20 protein-coding genes are annotated in these 19,219 nt (G+C 48.0%); 5 read left to right on the top strand and 15 right to left on the bottom strand.

What is annotated here, in order from left to right:
* Positions 1-4: 4 nt before the first annotated feature.
* Positions 5-2,641 (bottom strand): alanine--tRNA ligase, encoded by a 2,637-nt coding sequence (gene alaS, locus ACFS7Z_RS01500; protein ID WP_377479799.1) that lies wholly within the window; start codon positions 2,639-2,641, stop codon positions 5-7.
* A 202-nt stretch (positions 2,642-2,843) separates the two neighbouring features.
* Here alaS and ACFS7Z_RS01495 point away from each other — a divergent pair, with 202 nt between their 5' ends.
* The gene (locus ACFS7Z_RS01495) at positions 2,844-3,191 is read left to right on the top strand and encodes a MerR family transcriptional regulator (protein WP_115565859.1); all 348 of its coding nucleotides are present in this window, start codon (positions 2,844-2,846) and stop codon (positions 3,189-3,191) included.
* A gap of 21 nt (positions 3,192-3,212) precedes the next feature.
* Positions 3,213-4,340, top strand: a complete 1,128-nt coding sequence (gene dprA / locus ACFS7Z_RS01490; RefSeq protein WP_377480642.1) for a DNA-processing protein DprA — start codon at positions 3,213-3,215, stop codon at positions 4,338-4,340.
* A gap of 39 nt (positions 4,341-4,379) precedes the next feature.
* Here dprA and ACFS7Z_RS01485 read toward each other — a convergent pair whose 3' ends face one another.
* Positions 4,380-5,381: a cation diffusion facilitator family transporter gene (locus ACFS7Z_RS01485; RefSeq protein ID WP_377479795.1), complete on the bottom strand. Its 1,002-nt coding sequence runs from the start codon at positions 5,379-5,381 to the stop codon at positions 4,380-4,382.
* Between the two features lie 295 nt (positions 5,382-5,676).
* Positions 5,677-5,976 carry a GIY-YIG nuclease family protein gene (locus tag ACFS7Z_RS01480; RefSeq protein ID WP_377479792.1) on the bottom strand — a complete coding sequence of 100 codons (300 nt, stop codon included), beginning with the start codon at positions 5,974-5,976 and terminating at the stop codon, positions 5,677-5,679.
* Positions 5,977-6,252: 276 nt separating this feature from the next.
* On the opposite strand from ACFS7Z_RS01480, the gene ACFS7Z_RS01475 reads away from it, so the two are divergent.
* The gene (locus ACFS7Z_RS01475; RefSeq protein WP_377479789.1) at positions 6,253-6,513 is read left to right on the top strand and encodes a hypothetical protein; all 261 of its coding nucleotides are present in this window, start codon (positions 6,253-6,255) and stop codon (positions 6,511-6,513) included.
* An 8-nt stretch (positions 6,514-6,521) separates the two neighbouring features.
* Here the strand turns inward: ACFS7Z_RS01475 and ACFS7Z_RS01470 are convergent, their stop codons facing one another.
* Positions 6,522-6,677 carry a hypothetical protein gene (locus ACFS7Z_RS01470; RefSeq protein WP_377479787.1) on the bottom strand — a complete coding sequence of 52 codons (156 nt, stop codon included), beginning with the start codon at positions 6,675-6,677 and terminating at the stop codon, positions 6,522-6,524.
* Between the two features lie 134 nt (positions 6,678-6,811).
* Between ACFS7Z_RS01470 and ACFS7Z_RS01465 the strand changes: the two genes are divergently transcribed.
* The gene (locus ACFS7Z_RS01465; RefSeq protein ID WP_377479784.1) at positions 6,812-7,615 is read left to right on the top strand and encodes a pseudouridine synthase; all 804 of its coding nucleotides are present in this window, start codon (positions 6,812-6,814) and stop codon (positions 7,613-7,615) included.
* Here ACFS7Z_RS01465 and ACFS7Z_RS01460 read toward each other — a convergent pair.
* The 7 genes from ACFS7Z_RS01460 to ACFS7Z_RS01430 form a co-directional block, all read right to left on the bottom strand.
* A complete protein-coding gene (locus tag ACFS7Z_RS01460) occupies positions 7,610-7,963 on the bottom strand; it encodes a hypothetical protein (RefSeq protein ID WP_377479781.1) in 354 nt (117 codons plus the stop codon). The genes ACFS7Z_RS01465 and ACFS7Z_RS01460 overlap by 6 nt on opposite strands.
* Before the next feature lie 38 nt (positions 7,964-8,001).
* The gene (locus ACFS7Z_RS01455) at positions 8,002-8,931 is read right to left on the bottom strand and encodes a DnaJ C-terminal domain-containing protein (RefSeq protein WP_377479778.1); all 930 of its coding nucleotides are present in this window, start codon (positions 8,929-8,931) and stop codon (positions 8,002-8,004) included.
* 156 nt (positions 8,932-9,087) lie between these two features.
* Positions 9,088-9,717, bottom strand: coding sequence for a YqaE/Pmp3 family membrane protein (locus tag ACFS7Z_RS01450; protein WP_377479775.1), 630 nt, complete (start codon positions 9,715-9,717; stop codon positions 9,088-9,090).
* Positions 9,718-9,874: 157 nt separating this feature from the next.
* On the bottom strand, positions 9,875-10,582 hold the full coding sequence (locus tag ACFS7Z_RS01445) for an N-formylglutamate amidohydrolase (RefSeq protein ID WP_377479772.1): 708 nt from the start codon (positions 10,580-10,582) through the stop codon (positions 9,875-9,877).
* Entirely contained in the window at positions 10,576-11,832 is a 1,257-nt protein-coding gene (locus ACFS7Z_RS01440; protein ID WP_377479769.1) for a carboxylate-amine ligase, read from the bottom strand. The genes ACFS7Z_RS01445 and ACFS7Z_RS01440 overlap by 7 nt, the downstream gene beginning before the upstream one ends.
* The gene (locus ACFS7Z_RS01435; protein ID WP_377479767.1) at positions 11,825-13,297 is read right to left on the bottom strand and encodes a RimK family protein; all 1,473 of its coding nucleotides are present in this window, start codon (positions 13,295-13,297) and stop codon (positions 11,825-11,827) included. The genes ACFS7Z_RS01440 and ACFS7Z_RS01435 overlap by 8 nt, the downstream gene beginning before the upstream one ends.
* 3 nt (positions 13,298-13,300) lie before the next feature.
* A complete protein-coding gene (locus tag ACFS7Z_RS01430; protein ID WP_377479764.1) occupies positions 13,301-14,023 on the bottom strand; it encodes a peptidase-C39 like family protein in 723 nt (240 codons plus the stop codon).
* 178 nt (positions 14,024-14,201) lie between these two features.
* On the opposite strand from ACFS7Z_RS01430, the gene ACFS7Z_RS01425 reads away from it, so the two are divergent.
* Entirely contained in the window at positions 14,202-14,888 is a 687-nt protein-coding gene (locus ACFS7Z_RS01425) for an MCP four helix bundle domain-containing protein (protein WP_377479761.1), read from the top strand.
* 117 nt (positions 14,889-15,005) lie between these two features.
* Here ACFS7Z_RS01425 and argH read toward each other — a convergent pair whose 3' ends face one another.
* The 4 genes from argH to argB form a co-directional block, all read right to left on the bottom strand.
* Positions 15,006-16,337: an argininosuccinate lyase gene (argH, locus tag ACFS7Z_RS01420; RefSeq protein ID WP_377479758.1), complete on the bottom strand. Its 1,332-nt coding sequence runs from the start codon at positions 16,335-16,337 to the stop codon at positions 15,006-15,008.
* A gap of 125 nt (positions 16,338-16,462) precedes the next feature.
* Complete coding sequence (locus ACFS7Z_RS01415; RefSeq protein WP_377479756.1) at positions 16,463-17,524, bottom strand: M20 family metallo-hydrolase; 1,062 nt, start codon at positions 17,522-17,524, stop codon at positions 16,463-16,465.
* A 19-nt stretch (positions 17,525-17,543) separates the two neighbouring features.
* Positions 17,544-18,368, bottom strand: a complete 825-nt coding sequence (proC, locus tag ACFS7Z_RS01410) for a pyrroline-5-carboxylate reductase (RefSeq protein ID WP_377479753.1) — start codon at positions 18,366-18,368, stop codon at positions 17,544-17,546.
* Between the two features lie 46 nt (positions 18,369-18,414).
* Positions 18,415-19,209 (bottom strand): acetylglutamate kinase, encoded by a 795-nt coding sequence (argB, locus tag ACFS7Z_RS01405; protein ID WP_377479750.1) that lies wholly within the window; start codon positions 19,207-19,209, stop codon positions 18,415-18,417.
* Positions 19,210-19,219: the final 10 nt, after the last annotated feature.

The following is a 19,219-nucleotide window of genomic DNA, read 5'->3' as shown; positions in this document are numbered from 1 at the left end:
CAGATTATTGTTTTAATGAGTTCTTTACTAATTCCAGTGCTTTAGCGGGTACAACAGGCAAACCTGCTGCGTCTTTCCCGCCTGCTGTCGCATAAAAGGGTTGTCCGCCACCGCCACCTTTGATTTCTTTGGCCAGTTCACGTACCAGCTGGCTGGCGTTCAGGTTCTTTTCTGACACCAGGTTATCTGATAACATGACTGCAATCTGCGGCTTCCCGTCTATTTCAGCAGCCAAGACCAGCACCAGGTTATCAACTACCTGCCGCATGTCGAAAGCAAGTTTCTTCAGGTGATCCGCGTTGCTTACCTCCACCTGTTCTGCTACAAAGTTCACTCCATCCAGCTGCTGTGCCTGCTGTACAAGACTCTCTTTCAAAGTGCCTAACTGCTTCAACTCAAACTGCTCCAGTTGTTTCTGCAGCACCTTGAAGTCCTCATGCAATTTCTGAACAGCACCAGATAAGTTGCTTTGCGTACCGACAACCTCCCGTACTGCATTCAGTTCGTTCAGTTGTTGCTGTACATAGTCTTCAGCCACTGTAGCGGTCACTGCCTCGATACGACGAACACCTGCCGCCACAGAGCTTTCAGAGATGATTTTAAAATAACCAATCTGACCGGTATTGTACACGTGGGTACCGCCGCATAACTCGACAGAATGTTCCCGATCAAAAGATATAACGCGTACAAACTCGCCATACTTCTCCCCAAACAAGGCCATGGCACCCATGCCTTTTGCTTCGGCAATTGGGGCATTCCGTTGCTCTTCCAAAGGTATGCTCTGCCGGATGCGCTCATTTACGATATGCTCTATTTCACGTAGCTGCGCTTCCTCCACTTTAGCGAAGTGTGAGAAGTCGAAACGTAACAGCTTCTCGCTCACAAGGGAACCGCGCTGCTGCACGTGCACACCTAAAACTTTTCTTAAAGCAGCATGCAGTAAGTGTGTAGCTGAGTGATTTTTACGAATAAAGTTACGCCGCTCCGCATTTACCTGGCTCTTGAAGGCAGCCTCTATATTCTGCGGCAATTTAGAAGTGATGTGCAGTATCAGATCATTCTCCTTTTTCGTGTCCAGCACTTCAATTTGCTCTGAGTCGGAGATGAGGTAGCCGGTGTCTCCAATTTGTCCGCCGCTTTCGGCATAGAAAGGCGTCTGGTCCAGTACAAGGTGGTACTCGCTCTTGTTCTTGGTTTTCACTTGGCGGTAACGCACAACGTAGGATTCTGCTTCATCCCTGTCGTAGCCCACAAAGTCAGTAGAAACATCAGGTTGCAACACCACCCAGTCGCTTTGTTCGGTGGCAGAGGCATTGCGGGAGCGGTTTTTCTGCTGTTCCATCTCCACACCGAAACCAGCTTCATCTACTCTCAGGCCTTTCTCCCGGGCTATTAGCGCCGTCAAGTCCAGTGGGAATCCGAAGGTATCGTAAAGTTCAAAGGCTGTTTTGCCGTCGATGGTATTATTGTTTTCTTTGAATCGCTCTTCCAGCGTATCCAGGCGCTTCAAGCCATTATCAAGTGTACGCAGGAACGCATTCTCCTCCTCCTCTATTACCCGCTGCACAAAGCTTAACTGCTGCTTCAGCTCCGGGAACACATGCGCCATCTGGTCAGACAGCACTTCCGCTAGCTTGTACAGGAATGGTTTCTTGAAGTCCAGGAAGGTAAAGCCGTAACGTACAGAACGACGCAGAATGCGACGGATCACATAACCCGCCTTGTTATTAGAAGGTAGCTGTCCATCGGTAATAGCAAAGGCAATTGCACGAATGTGATCGGCCATGACACGTATGGCAATATCTGTTTTCTCATTCTCGCCATACTTCACACCTGCTTCCCCAGCAATAAACTGGATCATCGGCTGGAATACGTCTGTATCGTAGTTAGAGCGTTTCTTCTGAATCGCCATACACAAACGCTCGAAGCCCATGCCGGTATCTACATGTTGTGCAGGAAGTTTTACGAGAGAGCCATCGGCCAGGCGGTTGAACTCCATGAACACGTTATTCCATATTTCTACTACCTGTGGGTGATCATTGTTCACAAGCTCTTTCCCTGGCACCTGGGCAATTTCTTCCTCGGTACGCAGGTCAATGTGTATTTCTGAACAGGGGCCGCAGGGACCGGTATCGCCCATCTCCCAGAAATTGTCTTTCTTAGAGCCGAACAAAATGCGGTCTTCTGAAATCATGGTCTTCCAGATGTCATACGCCTCCTGGTCTTTCTCCAGGTTGTCTTTCTCGTCACCCTGGAAAACCGAGACATACAGCCTGTCTTTTGGCAGCTGGTATACTTCCGTTAATAACTCCCAAGCCCAATGCAGTGCTTCCTTCTTAAAATAATCTCCGAAAGACCAGTTACCAAGCATCTCAAACATGGTGTGGTGGTAGGTGTCATATCCTACTTCCTCCAGGTCATTGTGCTTGCCGCTTACGCGCAAACATTTCTGCGTGTCTGCAATGCGCTTGTAGGGCGCTGGTTTGTTACCCAGAAAATAATCTTTGAAGGGTGCCATACCAGAATTGATAAACATCAAAGTCGGGTCGTCTTTCACCACAAGCGGCGCAGAGGGCACTACCTGGTGTTGTTTAGAAGCGAAGAAGTCAAAAAACTTCTGTCTTATCTCAGCTGAATTCATGTATGAGTATTAAGCCTTTAGATACAAAGTGCTGTACTTGTTGTTTAATAACAAAAAATAACGAATTTTTGCCTTACAGTATCCCACCTCATGGGCTTAACCGAAAAGCTCATTAGAGGCAAAAGTAGCATAAATTAGCCGTAATCAGTAGCATCAGCGCGAAAATTAGTGCTGAGGCCACTCTAAATATAGAAGAAAAGCAATGCCTTATAAAGAAAAAGAAATCGAGAAACAGTACTACAGTATTGGCGAGGTGGCTGCCCAGTTTGATGTGGCACCTTCCCTTATCCGTTTCTGGGAGACAGAATTTGAGCAGCTGAAGCCTAAGAAGAACAAGAAAGGCAATAGACAGTACACGCCCAAAGACATCGAAAACCTGCGCACGGTATACCACCTCGTGAAGGAACGCGGCTATACCATTCAGGGTGCCAAAGAGATGATGAAGAACAAGTCGGTGCAGACAAAGGATAAGATTGAAATCATTGAATCGCTGGAGAAAGTAAAGGCTTTCCTGCAGGGGATTAAGAATCAGTTGAACACAAAAGCTTAATCCACTCGTACGGTGCCTGTAATGGTGGATGAGCAAAATATTTATGAAATAGCCTTAACCAAGCTTCCCGGTTTAGGATCACAGCTCACGCGCCTGCTGGTAAGTTACTGCGGTTCACCAAAGGCTGTTTTTGAGTCCACAACGGGCAAGCTGCTCAAGATTCCGGGAATTGGAGGCGGCAAAGCCAAAAGCATTTTAGATGGCGCTAAGTCTGCCTTGCTGGAGGCCGAGCAGGTGCTGAAGCAGGCAGAGGAGATGGAGGTACAGCCACTCTTCTACACTTCCCCTAAATACCCAGACCGCCTGAAGCAAATTGCAGATGCTCCCGTACTGTTGTACTACCACGGCAATTCCAACCTGAACCAGACTCGCATCATCAGCATCGTCGGAACCCGCCAGATTACCTCCTACGGCCAGAATGTAACAGAACGCATAGTAGAAGAGCTGAAGCAGTACAACGTGATGGTGGTGAGCGGCCTGGCCTATGGCGTTGACATTGTGGCGCACAGGGCAGCCCTGCAGGCTGGTATGCCGACCATTGGTGTAATGGCCAGCGGCTTGGATATCATATATCCGGCAGCACACCGTAAGTATGCGGAGCGAATGCTGACACAGGGAGGGCTACTGACGGAGAATGTTTTTGGCACAAAACCAGACGCACCGCGCTTCCCTGCCCGAAACCGCATCATCGCCGGAATGTCTGATTGCACAATAGTTATAGAAGCAGCAATAAAAAGCGGCTCTCTCATTACAGCCGATATTGCCCACAGCTATGATAAAGAAGTATTGGCTGTGCCCGGCAACATTACCTCACCGCTATCAGAAGGCACCAACTACCTTATCAAAACAAACAAAGCAGCGGCTTATACCACAGCGCAGGACCTGGTGGAGCTGCTGAACTGGGACTTACAGGATGCCGCAGCGGCCAAAACTAAAGCCACTAAGCTTGTTTTTGATGCTACAGATTTCAACCCTGATGAACTGAAAGTGCTTCAGGTGCTGCAGCAAACGCGGGAGGAGCAGATGGATAACCTGAGTTGGAAGGCGCAGGTGCCTGTGAGTCTTCTGGCTTCCGTTCTTTTAAACCTGGAGTTCAGAGGGATAGTGCGGGCCTTACCTGGTAAGCGGTTTATGCTGCTGCAAAAATAAGTTACTTCCCGGGTTTAAGAAGTTTACTCTAAAGCTGTTTTAGTCCAGGCTGTGTTTCCTGTCTGCAATTACCTTATCAAGCTCCCACTCTACCCGTGCCTTGTAAGGGTGCTGCCGCACATCGCAGTTGTCTCTTTTGGTGCAAATGGAGCAGGATGGTTCTATACATGGATCTGTGTGGATGAAAAGCTCAATGTTGGAATCAATTCTTTCGCGCACTACTTTTCCTACAGCCTCCACTTCATCATGCGCCTCTAATACATTGAGGTACCACGGCAAGGTTAAATGACAATCAATGTGTAAGGTGGAGCCGTACTTTATCACCCGCAGGTTATGTATATCTATCCAATTCTCACGGCGGTTTTCATTGAGTACCTGTACAATATCCTTCAGGAGCTCATAGTCTGCTTCATCCATAATGCCAGCTACGGAGCCTCTGAGAATGCGGGCGCCTGTCACGCAGATGATTCCTCCAAAAAGAATGGCCACCACGCTGTCTATCCAAATCTGTCCCGTAAAATATATCAGGACAAGGCCCAGAAGAATGCCAGCGGTAGAGTAAGCATCCGACATCAGGTGTTTGCCGCCCGCTGTCAGCACCATCGAATTGGAGTTCTTTCCTCTCTGGGTGGTGACATAACCTACTATAAAATTGACAACTCCGGACACAGCAATCAGAAGGATACCTATGTCCAGTTGTTGTATCGGAACAGGTTCAATTAAATTGTAAATGGACTTGAGTATGATGATGCTGCCCGCTACTAATATGAGCGAACCCTCCAGCGTTGCAGCTATGAATTCAATTTTACCATGTCCGTAAGGGTGGTTTTCGTCCCGCGGAAGCGCAGACAAGAGGAGACTGTAAAGCGAAAAGCCGCCAGCAACCACATTAATAATAGACTCCAGCGCATCTGTGAGAATAGCATTCGAGTTGGTCAGGAAGAAGGCGATGAACTTTGCCAGCAGCAGCAGCACACCTACTGCCACAACCAGTATCTGCAGCCTTACATTCTCACTTTTACTTATTAGTTTCCCGATCACTATGCCGCTTTCAATAGAGAGTAAATCTGGTACCAGTAAACAACACCTGCAGGCATCGCTGGGGGCACAAAGGTAACAGAATAGCCCGTTAAACTAAAATTACATTATCTGCCGGAAGGGCTGTAAGCTTAATGTAGCAACCTTCACTATACCTGCTGATGCTGTAGATGTGCATAGAGATGAAACACGGCCTTTGTTGTTTGGCTCAACCTCCATTCCAACTTCATAAAAAAAGCAAGAGCGATGGTTTAATGCCATCGCTCTTATATGATGTTGTTCAAGTGGTTAACACACTCTAAGCAAGCGTATCGCTTAAATCTAACCAGTTCGGGTTCATTGACTCAACCAGGCGAAGTGTAAAATCTTCTCCCCCGTTCTTTATCTCCCGCTCCCTGTTGAGAGCAATCTCTTCTCTTTCATAATGTTCGTAGTAAACCAGCTTGGGCTGCTCTCCTGCAACAGCTGCATACTGAGCAGAGCCCTGGTTGACCTGCTGAATGTGTTGCTGCAAGTCGCCGGCTATTCCGATTCTAAGGCTGCTACGTGGCTGGTCGCCAAGAATATAAATGTAATAATGTGGTTGTGGTACTTGCATAGGGTTTGGCTTATTCGGGTGTATACGAAGGTAAAACAACAGCGTTGAATAACTGTCCCTCTCCTCCTGACTAAACGTATTAAGATACATCTTATTGCCGGAAATACATAAGCCTTAAGGCTTAAAAAGAGTAGAATATTTACACTCCTGTGGGTTCCTAACACACATTGTCTTTCTGTTAGTATCCTAAGGACCGTGAGAGAAGTATACAAGGTGATATGAGGTGTTCTTTACTTTTAAAGCACAGATTATTTTTAAATCAAAAAACTTAAATGCATGGCTCTTAACCCGAAACTGCTTAAGGTACTGGACAAGACATATGCACCGGAAGAACGGTTTGATCAGAAACTATTGGGAAAGGATGTTACATACATCACAAATGAGCATGGTGAACCAGTAACACTTTTCATTGGCAACCGACGTGAAGACGGCAGTATAGGCGGTGAACGTTATGTAAGGCGCATTGTGCGGAAACCGGATAGCCTGGAGATTCAGAAAAGCCACTGGGAAAACAAGGGTAAAGTGAGCCGCAGCTAGCTTCCGGGCTATAGTTCATCCAGATCATAATCTTTGCCCTTGCCGTACTTCACCAATTCGTGCAGCAGGTAGGTGTCTAACGTGATGAGGTCTTTCACTTTATATACACCGTCTTCTGGTATCTCGACTACCTGGAATTCGAATTCTTCTCCATAGTTCTTCATACGGTATTTCTTTCCCTTCCTGAGATTATCCATCGAAATTGCCATCGCTGCAGCTTTATATCTTGTTATAAATTTTTTTCCTGTGAATATACGGTGGTCCTTTCGTTTGCTTTGTCCAGACTTCATACTTTAAGATGATTTCATATAAAGCTGGAAAATATAGCAAGACCAGTAACTTTGCATTAAACTTTAAGGACGTGTTGGAAATAGTTTACGAAGATGCCCACTATGTTGGAATAAATAAACCAAATGGTTTGTTGGTGCACCGGACGCGTATTGCCGAAGAAAATAAGGAATTTGCACTGCAACTGTTGCGCGACCAGTTAGGCTACCACCTGTTCACGGTGCACAGGCTCGACAGAGGCACCTCCGGTGTGCTGCTGTTCGCTAAATCGCCGGAGGCGGCCACTCCTATTGTAAAAGCTTTTGAAGAACGACTGCCAGATAAATTATACTATGCCATTGTGCGCGGCTATACGGCTGAAGCGGGCACTATAGACAGCCCTATACAGCCAGATAAAGACCACAAACACAAAGCGGCACAGGATGCAGTAACACACTATAGCCGCCTGGCTACTGTAGAGCTGCAGATTCCCGTAGGTCCTTACCAGACCTCCCGCTACAGCCTGATTGAAATAAAGCCCGAAACTGGTCGGATGCACCAGATACGCAAGCATTGTGCGCACATTCGGCATTATATAGTGGGAGACAAGCGCCACGGTGACTGGCGCCATAATAAAATGTTCGTGGAGCACTTTGAAAGTTCTTCTCTTCTGCTGCACGCGGCTCAACTGCGATTCGTTCATCCTTTTACAGGTGAACCTGTGAACATTAAAGCGCAGTTACCGCTAAACATTCGACGTCTGTGCCAGCAGTTTAACTGGACCAGCGTAATGGCATCGCAGGAGGCATTGCCACAGCCAATCCAATTTTTATGAGGAAAGCACCCGCTTCACCATCTCTACCTGCATCCGGGCCACAACGTCCTTATGAGAGTCGGAGTTTATGACCATGAGCAGGTAAGCCATAGGAGAAAGCCGCCAGTCCTGCACTACTTCCCCGTTTCGGGAGCGGTACACTACTTTAAAGTTCTCGCGGAGCGGCAGGTGCATGGTATGGCAAACTTCTGTAGCCCGTCGCACCGCCTGCCCCAGTTCTTCCATGCTGTCGCAACAGCGTTTCTCCAGCAGATCAGAAGCATAATAAGTCAGCTGTTGCTCCGCAAGGCTATTTAAAAATTCATCAAGTGGGCTATACGTTCTGGTTTGTTCAAAAGTCACTAACATGGCAAAAGACTTTAAGCTTTTCAAAAACGATTCATGAATTATACTGCTTTTGCCTGCCTCTTTTCCCGTAGCTTCTCCAGCAACTGGCGTTCTTCTGCAGACAAGTCTGTGGGTAAGATTACTTCTATTTTTACGTAAAGATCTCCAAACTGGTCTGTTTTGCCGTAAACTGGCATTCCTTTACCGCGGAGGCGCAATGTTTTACCTGCCTGCGTTCCGGCAGGTATCGTTAGCTTAAGTAATCCGCTCATGGTGTTTACCTGCGCCTGCCCCCCCAGTATAGCCGTGAACATGTCTACAGGCAAGGTGGTATACAGATCGTTTCCACGGCGCTCAAACCGGGGATCCGGATGTACCCGAATGTCGATGTACAAATCACCGGGCGTGCCACTACCCGTTGCCGGGCCACCCTTTCCATTGATGCGCAATTGCTGCCCGTCAGCTACTCCTGGCTTCGTGGTGATGCGAAGCTGCTGGTTGTTCAGGTTAATGAGCCTGGAGGAGCCTGTATAGGCCTCTGTCAGGGACAGATCTAAATCTGCCTTATAATCCTGGCCTTTGCGTGCTCTGGCCCTGCCGCCTCCCGACTGGCCAAAGCCACCACCGCCCCCACCAAAGAACTGCTGAAAAAAATCGGAGAACCCTCCTCCGCCACCGCCGCCAAACATATCATTGAAGTCACCCTGATTGAAGCCTCCCGGCTGCCCGTAATACTGTCCGCCTCCTGCGCCTGCATTCTGGAACTGCCGCCAGTTAGCTCCCAGCTGATCATATTGCTGGCGTTTGGCTTCGTCGCCGAGCACCTCATACGCCTCGCTTATATCCTTGAACTTGTCTTCTGCGGCTTTGTCGCCTTTGTTTTTGTCAGGGTGATACTTCTTTGCCAGTGAACGGTACGCCTTCTTTATGTCGGCTTGTGAAGCAGATTTATCTACCCCAAGTATGGTATAATAGTCTTTGTATTCCATTTGGTAGATGTATTGAAAAAAACATGAACGTGTTTTATTACTCCTTGCTATTCCTGTAACGATATCGAAAATACTAGGTTAAGTCAAATCTACTCATAAACAAAAGGAGCACCGTTTCGAACAGTGCTCCTTTTGTTTATGAGTAGTTATACCTGTTTAAATAGTGTCAGTTACCACCAGTAAGGCGTATATAATACCTGGTATAATGAACAGCAGCCACAGAATGATGCTTATCCAGAACGAAGTGCCGATGCCATCGTGCAGGAATACTGCCAGTGGTGGAAGAAGAATAGCCAGAATAATTTCTATGATAGAAGTACCTCCTATCCGATCCTGGCGGTACGCCTCTCTTATTTCTTTCTTCAGCTCTTTCTTCTCAGCTTTCGTCATGTTGGCTAGTCGCTCTTTGGCCATAGCCAGTGCTTCTGCCTCTGCTACTGTTATCTCTCTTTTTTCGAGGGAGGCATTTTCCTTTACAGCAGCTGCTTTTACAACTTCAATAGCTTTAGGCTTCGTTACAAGGGGTGCCGTTGCTGCGGCGTTCGCTTCTACTGGTGGTGCTGTTTCAGTTGCGCTCGCCTCCTGGTTAGCGGCGGCAAGTGCAACCTCAGCCATGGTAGGGGTAGCCTCCGCCTGTTCCGCAGCCGTGGCAGGTTTTTCTTTTACCTTGTTGTAAGCTTCCGGCTTTTGCGCCGAGAATTTGTAGTATTCGGCGGAGCTACATGAAAAAAGGAACTGACCAGCGAACAGAACTACAACTAGGTGTAGTAGACTTTTGATTTTCATAGGTTTAAGGATTATGGTGAAAAAACAAATTAAGATGGTACCTCTTTAGCCTACTACACATTTTCTTTTCATCACGAAAGGCTTGTATACTTCTGTACAATACTTCTTATCTCCTCATTTTGTTATCTGTCAGGCTGCTTTACCTGCCTCGCTCATTTCAAGAATGGCAGTATGATGTTAGCACCTGCTGTAAACTCTCCTTCACAACCCTCCGCAACTCATACCATTGCATCTTATCTCCAAGCGGGAACTTCTGGTTAATTTCAAGTTCGATGCCGCTGTACTGCTTTTCTGGAAATATACGCCGCAGGTAGGTTGGAAAGCCGTCGGAGATGCCCAGGTAAGGGTAATTGTACCGAACCCACAGGTCTGGCTGCAGCTTTTGCATTTCAGATTTCCATTTGTTGCAGAAGCTTTTTTCGAATTGACGCGCCGGATCAAACAACAGTCCTACATCGGCCTGTCGCTCTTTCCCCTCCAGAACAGGCGTGAAGGAATGCACTGAAATGTGCAGCAACCGCTTCTGTGCCATGATTAACTCCTTCATTTTACGTTCAACTTCCTGCCGGTACGGGTAGTAATGCTTCTCAATAATCCGCTCTTTTTCACGCTCGGGCAAGGTGTCTGTTACAGAAGAAAAAAGGGTTTTGCTGCGAAGCGACCTGTTCAGTTCAACCAGCAGCCGCGTGGTATCCGCAAAATAATGTACCTCGGCAAGGTCTTGGAGTTCCTCATACAGTTCCTTCGCACCTATATCATAGCCGCGGTGCGAAGCAAGCAAGTCCTGGTGTCCCTTAAATAATGGGACATAGGACACAGGCACTCTGTTTCCTCCGTGCTCACAGGTTAAAACAAAAGTCAACATGGCTCATCGGGCAGAAACACACCTCCTTCTTGCAGACAGGCAGCCAGTTGCCGGTATACTTCTTTTATTTTTTCTTCTGTAGGATTCGCGCCAGTGGCTTCCAAAATCCTGGCCGACAAATTACCCCTTGAAACGATGATGTTGATAGCATGCGCTATTTCAGGTTCATCATCCAGCACCAGCAGCTCCTGCACTAAGTAATTCCAGAGTTCACCGGCTGTGCAGTTTCCGCTGCAGTCGTATCCAAAGCAGCGTACGTAGTCATGGTTGGTGATCACAGCCTCCTGCCCTTTGTGGATGACCTCCAGCAGCATAGTAGCTAATTCATCTTCATGCCAGCTTTTCAGATCCGCCACAGGTATCCAGCGCCCGGCCACGAGCGCCTGCAGCACGGCAACTATGGCCTGCAGCACTGCTATATCCGCCACCGGGCTCTCCTGGATATCTATGATACGAATTTCGATGGCGTTCCGGGTGAAGCGCGCTATGGCTCCCCGTGAGTTCAGAAACTCCTCCTGCAGCGTTTCCTCCGGGTCGTAGGGGGCTATGTCATTATAAATTTTTTGCAGGATCTGCTCCTCATACTCCTGCTTCGAGAAAACAGCCTCTGGTACGATTTTTCCCGCTATAGCTGGAATTTTGTCCTGGTTATGGCGGTATACTTCCAGCCGCGTGTCCTGCAGCCCACTCACTTTGCCATCCAGTATAGGTGTTGAAGCGCTTATAGCCGGAATGATTGGCAACAGCAGTCTTATAGCTGCATGCAACTTTGCAAACTCTTCGTCATCTGCAAAAGGCAGGTTGAGATGTGTGCTCTGGAGGTTAGACCAGCCGTGGCCACGGCAATCGAAGATTCGGTTGTATGCCTCGTATACCGCATTGTGCTCATGGGGCCATAACTTTGTATCCGTATCAGGGTTCATGAGCGGGTGTGCCCCTGTGGGCATCAGCATGGCGTTATGTTTTGTCAGCATCCCGTTTATCTTCTGCACATGTTCCTGGAACTTCTCCTGCAAACCAACTAGGCCTTTAGCTGGTTCCTGCGTTTTCAGTTCCACCACATGCAGCACCAGTTCATTGCTCCAGGCAATCTCGCCAAAATCCACATCCGACAGGTACTCTCCCACCTCTTCATAAATTAGCTTGTCTGTGATGGGAAGCACCTGCAGGCCATCGCGCTGCACAATCATATATTCCAGTTCCACACCGAATCCTTCGAACAGGTGTAGCGGCTTCTTAAGGCTATTCATCAATACGGAAATTTTTGTGGGTGTCTATACGCCTTTTAATGGACCTGATGATGGAGGCATACAGCTCTTTTTTCAGGATCCTGTCTTCCACTCCTGCATCTATACTGGGATTGTCGTTCACCTCTATTACGTAGGCTTTGCCGTTTATTTCTTTCAGATCTACGCCGTACAGGCCGTTACCAATCAGGTTGGCTGCTTTCAAGGCGGTATGCAACACGTGAAATGGCACCTGCTCGAAAGGAACTGTTTCCCCCTCTCCCTCTTCATCCTGCTTTTTCTTTCCGTTCCAGTTATAGATCTGCCAGTGGCCTTTGGCCATAAAGTATTTGCAGGCATACAGCGGCTGTTTGTCCAGTACGCCTATGCGCCAGTCGAAATCTGTAGGGGTGTATTCCTGCCCGATGATCAGCTCTGAATCCAACAGCATCTTATCCAACTCTTCTTTCAACCCTTCCGCATCTTTTGCTTTTACTACTCCCTGCGAGAAAGAAGAATCCGGTTTTTTAAGCACACAAGGCAAACCCAAGGTAGCTTCTACCTTGCACCTGTTGTCTTTGTGGATGATCATCGTCTTTGGCACAGGCACCTTTGCTTTTGTCAGCAGCTCTGCCAGGTATACTTTATTAGTGCATCGTAGAATCGAAATGGGATCATCGATCACAACAATTCCATCTGCGTGTGCCTTGCGGGCAAATCGGTAGGTATGGTGATTGACAGCCGTTGTTTCCCGGATAAAAAGCGCATCGAACTCAGCCAAGCGACGGTAGTCCTCCTTGGTAATGAGTTCGGTATAGAAGCCCTGGTTTTCTGCGGCTTCAACAAAGTTCTGGATAGCCTTCTCGTTCGATGGCGGCGCCTTCTCGTTCGGGTCTACCAGAATGGCCAAATCATAAACTTTCCGGTTTACGCGGACACTGGAAAAACGGTGTCGGGAAAAATAGGCTTTTGCGAAACGTTTTAAGTCCGCTTTATGGCTCTCCGGGACTTCGTGAACCGGAATCGGTGAAATGCTTTGCAGCACCCACTCCTCTTTAAGCACAAACTGGGCCCGTAACAGGGGTGCTTTAAACAGGTCATGGAGTTGCTTGCAGAGCTTCTCGTACTTCATGGCCACATTATGCCCGAAGTAGATACTAAGGGTAAAGGTGTTTGAACGTAGCCCCGACAGACTTTTTTGAATCAGGTCATTTATCTCAACCGTTATCGCCCTTACAATAGTAGGGCTTTTCAGGTCCTGCATGGTCGTTACGCTCGGTATGGCTTTATGCCCCCTTGCCTCTGCCAGCAAAGACACATAGTATCCTGCACTTTGGTACCGGTAAGAGCGGCTAAGGTTAAAAATCCGGGCGTTTTTAATATCGGTATAAGCAGAATCCGTCAGGTAGGTCTGCGTATCCACTACTTCTGTATCTTCCGTCGCCTCATCCCAGTCCCTGAGATAATCAACAACAACAATTTTTCGCATGTTTTATTCTAGCACTGGGTCGAGCGTGGCTGGTCGTATCACTAATATGTTGGCATCGAAGGTGGCCATGCCCAGCATAATGGAGTTAATCAGGTGCGAGGCCTTCACTTCGTAATAGTTGTCTTTAAAGTAGGGATTCTCCCGGTAAGGGTCTGCCACCACAATGCATTTGGGATCTTCGGCAAAGCCGCAAAGCACTACAAAATGGCCCATCGGATATCCCCGCACATCATGGTATATAGATTTTCCCAATTCATCTTCCATCTCACGGGCACTCTGGTACAAATGCGTGGCGCTAAGCCCTGTAAGGAGCGGAATACCCTGGTCAAAATACTCCCGCAGCATCGTTTTAGTCAGGTCACGGCAACGGAGTTCTCCTCCTAACCTTAGAAATTCTATATAGGCATGGGAGGCCCGATGTAACTTGCTGCCCTTTTTAACCTGCATCTGCTTCTCCAGCTTCAGAATAATATCCTCGTTGCTGAGTGAAAACCAGGTAGGATCAAAAATATGCAGGTTATACGTATAAATGCGGGCACTGTACCCCCTTTGCAGGGCATGACAGGCAAGCAGCACTTCCAGTGTTCCTCCCTCATCCAGATAAGGCACTTCCTTGATCACCTCACTTAATGAAATAGTGTCTTTAAAGTATCTATAGACGGCATGAAGGCTGGTGGGGCCACAAGTAGAATCATCCGGCTGGGTATGGATTTTGATCGGGATCACGGTATAAGCTATCCTTTTTTAATACTTAGAATTGCCTGTTATACGCGATAGAAAAGATTTGATGCGCTAATTTTCCAAGAATTTAGTTACCGGTTCAAAAGCTATATACAGCAGTATGAGGGGCTCTAGCAAAAGAAGTTAATTTTTGTTATATTTAGTATAAGCTAACTGGCAACGAATGAAGTGGACATATCGGATACGGGAACGTAACAAAGTAGCACTGGCCTTAGGGGCTGTTTTTTTGATCATTGTGCTGGCAAACTGGTGGGTAAGTTTCAGCATGCAACAGGTAAGCACCCAGTTCAGATCTGTGTACCAGGACCGGCTTGTGCCGGCACTAGACATTGCTGCTATGCAGGAGCGTTATTACCAGAACCTTATGCTGCTGGAAGAGCATATGCAGGCGCAGACCGAGGAACTGGAGTTGCAACTACATGTGAGCTTTAATCATAATCTGAAGGAAGTTGACTCGCTACTGGCGAAGTACGAAACTACTTACCTCACGCAAAAAGAAGCAGCTGATTTAGAGCAGTTGAAAAGCGCTGTGACGAAGCTGACACAGCTGCAACTTAGAGCAATGGAACTGAGCCATGCAAGAGACAAAGCTGCTGCTGCCAACATGTATAAAACGGAGGTGGTGCCTGCTTTCAACCAGATGTTGTTGCCCTTGCATGCCCTGAGCCAGCTGCAGCAGGAAGTAGGACATGAACTGTATGCCTCTGCAGAACGTCAGCTGAGTTCATTGAAGACCCTCTCCTACCTTGTTATAGCACTTGCTGTTATACTGGCCTTACTTGTTGGCTCACTGCTGCAAACATCCCGCAAAATAAAGAACATCAAGCCACAGAACTTTCACCTGAACTAAAATTAGGTACAGCGCCTCCCCTGCCAGCTTCGTTTCTGCTATAGAAAAAAGCTGAAATAAAGTGACGGTGTTCTCCTGGCTTTTCTGCTCTTGCCCTGCCCGGCAAAACGGGTGACTTTAGCTCAGCAGCCGGGCATATGCTGCTTCCACACACTCAAAATTGAACTGTGCCAGAGCCTGCTGCATTTGAATCGCAATTTCTTCATTACAAAGATTTCCGATACTGCCTTCATGCGTGTGTGTTACTTTCGCTGTTGGAGAAAAAGTACCGGCTTCTATATCAGCTCCTACTTTTTTATAGGCATCCCGGAAAGGCATACCTTCCAGCACCAGCGCATTCACGGCATCCACACTAAACAGATACTGATACTTCTCGTCCTGCAGGATATTCTCTTTAACCTGTACCTGTTCCACCATGAAAGCCATCATCTGCAGGCAGCTCTGAAGCTCCGAGAAAGCAGGAAAAAGGTTTTCTTTCAGCAACTGCAGATCACGGTGGTAGCCGGAGGGCAGGTTAATGAGGAGCATAGAGATTTCGGTGGGCAAGGCCTGCAGTTTGTTACACTTGCCACGCAACAGCTCAAACACATCCGGGTTCTTTTTGTGCGGCATGATGCTAGAGCCGGTAGTGAGGCTGTCAGGGAGGGTGATGAAATTGAAATTCTGGTTCATGTACAGGCACAGGTCCATCGCCATTTTCGCAAGCGTAGCAGCCACAGAGGCTAAGGCTGTCGCTACTACACGCTCTGATTTGCCGCGTCCCATCTGCGCATACACCACATTGTAGTTCATGCTCCCGAAACCCAACAGCTCCGTAGTCATCTGGCGGTTAAGTGGAAAGGAAGAACCATAACCAGCGGCAGAGCCTAGTGGGTTTTTATCTGCTATTTTATAAGCCGCCTGCAGCAGGTACATATCATCTACCAGACTTTCAGCATAGGCGCCGAACCATAAGCCAAAGGAAGAGGGCATTGCTATCTGCAGGTGCGTGTAGCCCGGCAGCAGCACGTCTTTATACTTCGCGCTTTGCTGCTGCAGGACCTCAAACAAAGCTTTCGTTTCTCCGACGGTTTCCTGCAACTGATGGCGGAAGAACAGTTTTAGGTCGAGCAAAACCTGATCGTTCCGGGAGCGGCCACTGTGAATTTTCTTCCCTGCCTCTCCTACCCGTCGTGTCAGTTCCAGTTCTACCTGCGAATGGATGTCCTCTACACCTGGCTCTATGGAGAAACTGCCTGCTTCGATGTCTTTGTAAATGTTCTTCAGTTCAGCCTGCAGCACCGCTAATTCTTCAGCAGAGAGTAGCCCGATGCTTTGCAGCATGCGCGTGTGCGCCAGCGAACCCAACACATCAAAGGAAGCCAGCTGCATATCCAGCTGCGCGTCTTTGCCGACAGTGAATTTCTCTATCTCAGCTTCTGTGCCCGTATTCTTTTGCCAAAGTTTCATGCTAATGGTTTGAAGTTTTGAAAATGTAGGGATTTTAAAATTAATCTAAGGTCTTGAAGCCTTTTTTGGCTGTTGGAGGAAGCACAAAGTGCAAAGAAGCTTTGGATACGGTAAGCAAAAGACGCTTATAACACCTGCTCCAGCAGCTCAATATACAGGCTAATTCCCTCCTCAATCTCGTGCAGGTAAATGTACTCATCTGCCATGTGGGAGCGGCCGGAAAAGCCAGGTCCCATTTTCAGTGAAGGGAAAGGCATCAGTGCCTGATCAGAGGTAGTGGGAGAACCGTAGGTTTTCCGGCCCAGATGTATTCCTGCCTGCACCAGCGGATGCGCTATGGGTATAGCGGACGGTTTAAGGCGCATGGAACGGGGCGTAACCGCTGCTTTCACATGCAGCTGTATCACGTCCAGTACCTCCTCCATTGTATAGGCGTCTGTCAGACGCACATCCACTGTAAACTTGCAAGTATCCGGCACCACGTTATGCTGTGTTCCCGCCTGTACCATTGTTACACTCATCTTCACCGGCCCCAGGTACTCCGACTCGTTTGGGAATTGGTACTGCTGGAACCACTGTATATCCGGCAGCGCCTCATAGATAGCATTGAGGCCTTCTTCGCGGGCTGCATGTCCTGATTTGCCTTTCGCCTCGCAATCCAGCACCAGCAGTCCTTTTTCTGCAATAGCCAGATGCATCTCAGTAGGTTCACCCACTATGGCGGCCTCCGGGGACCCCAGCTGTGGGAAAATTAACTCAATGCCATTCCTGCCTGAAATTTCCTCTTCTGCTGTTGCTGCAAGTATAAGGTTATACTTCATGTCCTCCCGCTCATAGAAGTGCAGAAAAGTCGCTATCAGAGAAACCAAGCATCCTCCGGCATCATTAGAGCCAAGGCCATACAGCTTTCCCTCTTTAACAGCAGCCTCAAAAGGATTTCGTGTCCAGCTGGTGTTAGGCTTTACCGTATCGTGGTGCGAGTTGAGCAGTATAGTAGGCTTAGAAGCATTGTAATACTTGTTTAAGGCCCAAACGTTATGCTGCTCCCGCTGAATATTCACCTCATACTCTTCCAGGAAACCGGCAATGATATCCGCTGTATTGCCTTCTGCCTTGCTGAATGATTGGGTTCGAATCAGTTGTTTCAGCAGCCCGACAGCTTCATTGTAAAGTTTGCAGGGTATCATCAAGCGTTCTTTACCTGTTTTATTTTTCTTTATGATAAAGCTGCTCTGCTTTCTGTGAAGAGGTTCTGATGCCTTTAATCAATGCTGAGCTGAAACCATTATGCTCCATCTCGTTGAGGCCGGCAATGGTGCATCCCTTTGGAGACGTCACTTTATCAATTTCACTTTCAGGGTGGCTCTGGAAGTGAAGCAGCAGGGAAGCAGCCCCTTTGGCTGTCTGAGCAGCCATTCGAAGTGCATCTGCCGCATGAAATCCAATTTCAGTACCACCCTGTGTGGCCGCCCGAATAGAGCGCAGGAAAAATGCGATGCCACAGGCACATAGCGCTGTAGCCGAGGTCATCAGTTCCTCCTCAATTTCTACTGTGTCTCCTACTGCCTCAAAAATTTCCTTCACCAGCGACAGATTTTCCTGAGACGCTTTATTGCCCGCAATGCAGGTCATGGATTCCCGTATGGCAATAGCGGTATTGGGCATAGCACGAATCACCTGTAAGCCCATCTTTCCCACCCGCTCTATGATGTCTGAAACCATTACACCGGTAACGATGGAAATAACAAGGTGGCGCTGCACGTCTATCTTATCGGCTACAGTATCCAGCACGAAGTCGAGTTGTTGCGGCAACATACTCAGAATGATAATATCAGCCTCTTCCACAGCACGTGCATTGTCGCTCGTTATCTGGTAACCCTCTTTTTCCAGGCTTTCAAGCGCCTGCAGGTTCCGGCGGGTCAGGGTGATAGCGGCAGGTGCATATTTACCGGAAGCCACCATACCCTTGGCAAGGGCAATGCCCATATTGCCTCCACCCAGTATAGCAACTCGTTTTAATTCTGAATTCATGATTTTGGTTTTAGGAAACTTTAGAATGGTTTTCTGAGATGTATAGCTACAGCGTAATCAGGGTGCCAGCCTTTCCACCTGCTACAATATCATTAATTTCGGCTGCATCTCCTATCTGCACCGCCCGCACGCCCTGGGTCAATGCTGCAAAGGCATTGTCCAGTTTAGGTATCATACCTGCTGATACTACTCCTGTTTCTTTTAACTCCAAAAACTTTTCCCGATCTATCTGTGCGATGACGGAGTCATCGTCTGTGGCATCCTGCAGCACCCCTCTCTTCTCAAAGCAGTAGGTGAGCTTTACCTGGTACCTGGAAGCTAAAGCCGTAGCCAGTACAGAAGCAATGGTATCGGCATTGGTGTTTAAAAGGCTGCCGTCACCATCATGTGTTAACGGGGCAAAAACAGGAGTTATGCCTAACGCCAGCATCCCGTGCAGCACCTCTACATTGATGCTCTTGTTTCCAGCCACATCACCTGCAAAGCCATAATCTACTTCCAGAACTGTTCTCTTAGAGGCAAGTATGGTATTGGCATCGGCACCGGTTAAGCCCATGGCATTGCAATGCAGAGCCTGCAAATGCGCCACCACCTGCTTGTTGATAAGCCCGCCATAGACCATCGTTACGAGTTCCAGCGTTTCAGCATCTGTTATCCTGCGGCCATCCACATACTTCGGCGTTATTCCCAGCCGCTGGCCTATGGTAGAGGCAATCTTACCGCCGCCGTGCACCAGAATTCTGGCACCAGGCAACGACGCAAAATCACTTAAAAAGCGGTGCAACTGCGTCGGCTTGTCCAGTATGTTTCCTCCAATCTTAATGATATTTAGCTCTTGCATAGATTGTTTT

Origin of the sequence: Pontibacter toksunensis, assembly GCF_042686245.1 — a bacterium.
GTDB lineage: Bacteria > Bacteroidota > Bacteroidia > Cytophagales > Hymenobacteraceae > Pontibacter > Pontibacter toksunensis.
This window is presented reverse-complemented; position numbering and strand designations above follow the sequence as displayed.

What these genes read in the sequence shown, in the direction of transcription:
- alaS (WP_377479799.1), bottom strand. Translation starts at nt 2,641, where the DNA reads ATGAATTCAGCTGAGATAAGACAGAAGTTTTTTGACTTCTTCGCTTCT.
- ACFS7Z_RS01495 (WP_115565859.1), top strand. Translation starts at nt 2,844, where the DNA reads ATGCCTTATAAAGAAAAAGAAATCGAGAAACAGTACTACAGTATTGGC.
- dprA (WP_377480642.1), top strand. Translation starts at nt 3,213, where the DNA reads ATGGTGGATGAGCAAAATATTTATGAAATAGCCTTAACCAAGCTTCCC.
- ACFS7Z_RS01480 (WP_377479792.1), bottom strand. Translation starts at nt 5,976, where the DNA reads ATGCAAGTACCACAACCACATTATTACATTTATATTCTTGGCGACCAG.
- ACFS7Z_RS01475 (WP_377479789.1), top strand. Translation starts at nt 6,253, where the DNA reads ATGGCTCTTAACCCGAAACTGCTTAAGGTACTGGACAAGACATATGCA.
- ACFS7Z_RS01470 (WP_377479787.1), bottom strand. Translation starts at nt 6,677, where the DNA reads ATGAAGAACTATGGAGAAGAATTCGAATTCCAGGTAGTCGAGATACCA.
- ACFS7Z_RS01465 (WP_377479784.1), top strand. Translation starts at nt 6,812, where the DNA reads ATGATTTCATATAAAGCTGGAAAATATAGCAAGACCAGTAACTTTGCA.
- ACFS7Z_RS01460 (WP_377479781.1), bottom strand. Translation starts at nt 7,963, where the DNA reads ATGTTAGTGACTTTTGAACAAACCAGAACGTATAGCCCACTTGATGAA.
- ACFS7Z_RS01455 (WP_377479778.1), bottom strand. Translation starts at nt 8,931, where the DNA reads ATGGAATACAAAGACTATTATACCATACTTGGGGTAGATAAATCTGCT.
- ACFS7Z_RS01450 (WP_377479775.1), bottom strand. Translation starts at nt 9,717, where the DNA reads ATGAAAATCAAAAGTCTACTACACCTAGTTGTAGTTCTGTTCGCTGGT.
- ACFS7Z_RS01445 (WP_377479772.1), bottom strand. Translation starts at nt 10,582, where the DNA reads ATGTTGACTTTTGTTTTAACCTGTGAGCACGGAGGAAACAGAGTGCCT.
- ACFS7Z_RS01440 (WP_377479769.1), bottom strand. Translation starts at nt 11,832, where the DNA reads ATGAATAGCCTTAAGAAGCCGCTACACCTGTTCGAAGGATTCGGTGTG.
- ACFS7Z_RS01435 (WP_377479767.1), bottom strand. Translation starts at nt 13,297, where the DNA reads ATGCGAAAAATTGTTGTTGTTGATTATCTCAGGGACTGGGATGAGGCG.
- ACFS7Z_RS01425 (WP_377479761.1), top strand. Translation starts at nt 14,202, where the DNA reads ATGAAGTGGACATATCGGATACGGGAACGTAACAAAGTAGCACTGGCC.
- argH (WP_377479758.1), bottom strand. Translation starts at nt 16,337, where the DNA reads ATGAAACTTTGGCAAAAGAATACGGGCACAGAAGCTGAGATAGAGAAA.
- ACFS7Z_RS01415 (WP_377479756.1), bottom strand. Translation starts at nt 17,524, where the DNA reads ATGATACCCTGCAAACTTTACAATGAAGCTGTCGGGCTGCTGAAACAA.
- proC (WP_377479753.1), bottom strand. Translation starts at nt 18,368, where the DNA reads ATGAATTCAGAATTAAAACGAGTTGCTATACTGGGTGGAGGCAATATG.
- argB (WP_377479750.1), bottom strand. Translation starts at nt 19,209, where the DNA reads ATGCAAGAGCTAAATATCATTAAGATTGGAGGAAACATACTGGACAAG.